Origin of the sequence: Arenimonas composti TR7-09 = DSM 18010, from assembly GCF_000426365.1 — a bacterium.
GTDB lineage: Bacteria > Pseudomonadota > Gammaproteobacteria > Xanthomonadales > Xanthomonadaceae > Arenimonas > Arenimonas composti.
In genome coordinates, this window is record NZ_AUFF01000020.1 from 1 (window position 1) to 3,226 (window position 3,226).

The 3,226-nt window shown below is 71.8% G+C and carries 1 protein-coding gene; it reads right to left on the reverse strand.

What is annotated here, in order from left to right; all coding sequences use genetic code 11:
- On the reverse strand, nucleotides 1–3,079 hold a 3,079-nt coding region (locus K311_RS0113290), incomplete at its 3' end, for a S8 family serine peptidase (protein ID WP_154659576.1).
- Nucleotides 3,080–3,226 lie beyond the last annotated feature (147 nt).

Consider the following 3,226-nt stretch of genomic DNA (forward strand, 5'->3'; position numbering starts at 1 on the left):
TCCACACCTGGTGGCTGCCCGGCGCCGCCGCCTGCGCGTAGTACCAGGTCGGCGTGCCGTCCTGCAGGTAGGTGTACCAGAGCAGGGCCAGGTCGCTGCCGGACGGATACACGAAGAAGCCGTGGCCGCCGCGGCTCGGGTTGAAGTACGAACCCCGCCGCAGCGCCGGCACGCCGGAAGCGGTGTCGATCGTCGCGCTGACGTCGACCTTGGCGGTGCCGCCGCCGGTGTTCACCGGCGTCACGTACCAGCGGCCGGCGGCCGGGTTGTTGATCACGATCGTCTGGTTCGCACCGGCGCCGGTCGCCGAATGCGAGGCCGAACCACGCGGCGGCGCCGCGGCGACGGCCGGACCCGCCGGCTGGTCGATCCGCGCCGCGTACAGCGACACCGAGCCGCTGCCGTTGCTCGTGCGCAGCGTCATCTTCGTCACGCCCGGTGGCACGTCGAAGTACAGGCGATCGTGCGCGCCGCCGGCCGGCAGGAACACCGTGCGTGCGGCCGCAGGCGCCAGTGCGTACGGGACGACGCCGGTGCCGGAACGGGTGAGGCGGAGCCTGGTGAAGATCGGATTGCCACCCGCGGCGGTGCGGGTGATCAGATAGCCGTAGCGCTCCGCGCCGGCAACGAAGCCCGGATCGTCCCAGGCGACGCGCAGCTTGAACGGCGCCCCTTCGGGCACCCGCCCCGGCCCGGTCGCCACCAGCGTCGGCGCGTCGGAGGCGACCGTCGAAAGCCCGAGCGTGCGCACGGTCACGTTGGTGCCCGGGCCGCTGTAGTTCTGCACCATCACCCAGACGTTGCCGGCCGTTGCGCCGGTCGTCAGCTCGACCGTGCAGCTCTCGTTCGAGCCGGTCGAGATCGAATCGCAGAGTTCCTCGCCGGCGTCCGGCAGGCCGTTGCCGTTGGTGTCGAACCCGACGTAGAGGTCGATGTCCGGATTGGCGGCACTGGTCGATGCCTCGACCAGGAACGGCGCGCCGGAAGCATCGATCGGCACCGGCACCAGGCGCACGTAGTTCTGCGCCGGATTGTCGTAGGGATTGGTGGTCGGGTCGGCCGGGATCGTCTGCGTGGTCACCACCGGCGCCACCAGATCGGTCGTCGCGAAGCGCGCGTCGGTGAACGGCACCATGCCGGAGACGTCGATGTCGAAGAAGCCGCGCTCGCTGTCGACCGTGCGCGCGATCGGCGCCAGTGCGGCGGCGGCGGCCTCGCTCGAGAACGGGCTCGCATAGATCGCCACCGGCAGCCGCAGTTCGGGGCTGCCGTCGCCGGCGGTGCTCGTCAGGGTGACGGTGCCGTAGAGCCAGCGGTCGACCAGGGCCGGATCGTCGACGTCGATGCTGAAGGTGATCGCGGTACCGCCGTTCGAGGCGACGAACGAAGTCAGGCTCGGCGTCAGCGTCGCCTGCGGATCCTCCATCGTCACCGAAACGTTGTAGGTCGAGGCCGGCGAACCCGGCATGCGGGTGAAGGTGCGCGTCAGCGAGCAGCTGCGGAAGCAGGCGGCGTGGCTCAGGCTCGGCAGGTTCAGGTTCTGGGCGCCGCCGGTCCAGTCGTTCGCGCGCGCATTGCGGAAGGCGTTCGGCGGCACCGCCAGATACAGCCCGGCCCGCGCGGCGCGGGCGACGTCGAGCACGCCGGCGCCACGGGTATGCGGATCGGCGGCGGTGATCGGGCCGGTCTTCGCGGTGGGCCTGGCGGTGAGCATCAGCGCCGACACGACCTGGTCCGGCGTGCGCGACGGATCGATCGAGATCAGCACGGCGGCGGCGCCGGCGACCTGCGGCGCGGCCATCGAGGTGCCGGACATGCGCGCGACCGAGGCCAGGCCGCTGGTGCCGGCGGCGTCGATGTCGACGCCGGGCGCGGTGATGTCGGGCTTGATCACGCCGAAAGGCACCGACGGGCCGCGGCTGCTCCACGTGGCGATGCGGTCCCCGTTGGCGGTGCCGTAGCGGTCGTGGCTGGCGGCAGCGACCGCGATCATCCACGGCGAATTGCCGGGATAGGTGATCGTGCCCGCGCCGGCGCCCTGGTTGCCGGCCGACTTCACGACCACGATGCCGGCCTCGCGCGCCGCGAGGAAGGCTTCGGCGTCGTCGTAATAGCCGGCACTGGCGACACCGGTCCACGGATCCTGCAACTGTTCGCCGCCGATCGACATCGTGATGACATCGACGCCGTCGGCCACGCCCTGGTCGATCGACTTCAGCAGTGCGGTGCTGGTGCAGCAGCCGCGGTAGTGCACGAGGCTGGCGTCGGGCGCGATGCCGCTGTACGTCAGCCACTGCGCGCCGACCGCGATGCTGGCGACGTGGGTGCCGTGGCTGGCATCCGCGGACGGGTCGGCCATGCCGGTGCCCGAGGCGATGAAGTCGTACAGGCCGATCACCTTGCCGTTGCAGGCGCTCGGATTGGTGCTGCACCAGCCGAGGAAGTTGCCGGCACCCCGCGGGTTGGTGATGCCGGCGCCGGAAAAGGCCGTGTGGCTGCGGTTGATGCCGCCGTCGACGACGCCGACGATGGCGCCGGCACCTCGCCGTGCCGGCACGCCCGGGACGTTGCCGTTCCAGACGTCGTCGGCATTGACCCAGGCGGCGCTGCGATCGCTTTCCGGTGCGTAGGCGAAGTCGGGGCGGACCGCGCGGATGCCCGGCAAGCCCGCGATCACCGCCGCTTCCTCGGCACTGATCCGCACCGCCACCGCGTTCAGCGCATGCCGGTAGACGTAGTGCGCCTGCAGCGGGCGACCCACCGCCGCCGCGGCATCGCCGAGGCGCAGCCGGCGCAGCTCATCGAGGTAGCCGAGGTAGCTGCGGGCTTCCGGCGACGCGGCGTCGTACTTGCGGGCACCGGTGGCGGCCGGGCTGGTGGCGGCGAGCGCCGGACGCAGGCGGTCGGAGGCGGGGAAGCCGCGGAAGGCCGCCGCGCCCGGCTCGTCGAACACGACCAGCCAGAGCGGGAGGTCCTGCACCTGCGTCTGCGGGGCTTCCGGGGCCGGCCTGGCCTGCAGGCCGGGCATGGCCAGGCCGAGGCCCAGGGCGATGGCCAGCATCAGTGGTTTCGTACGCATCGATTGTCCCCTTGCGAAGTATCCGGATCGCCCGCCGCCCCCCGCGACGACGCGCCATCGAACGACGGCCCCGCGAACGGGGCCGTCGGTTCATCGTGTTGTCGTGCTTCCTCAGTCGCAGCCCTGCGGCTGCGAGCTGAGCATCGT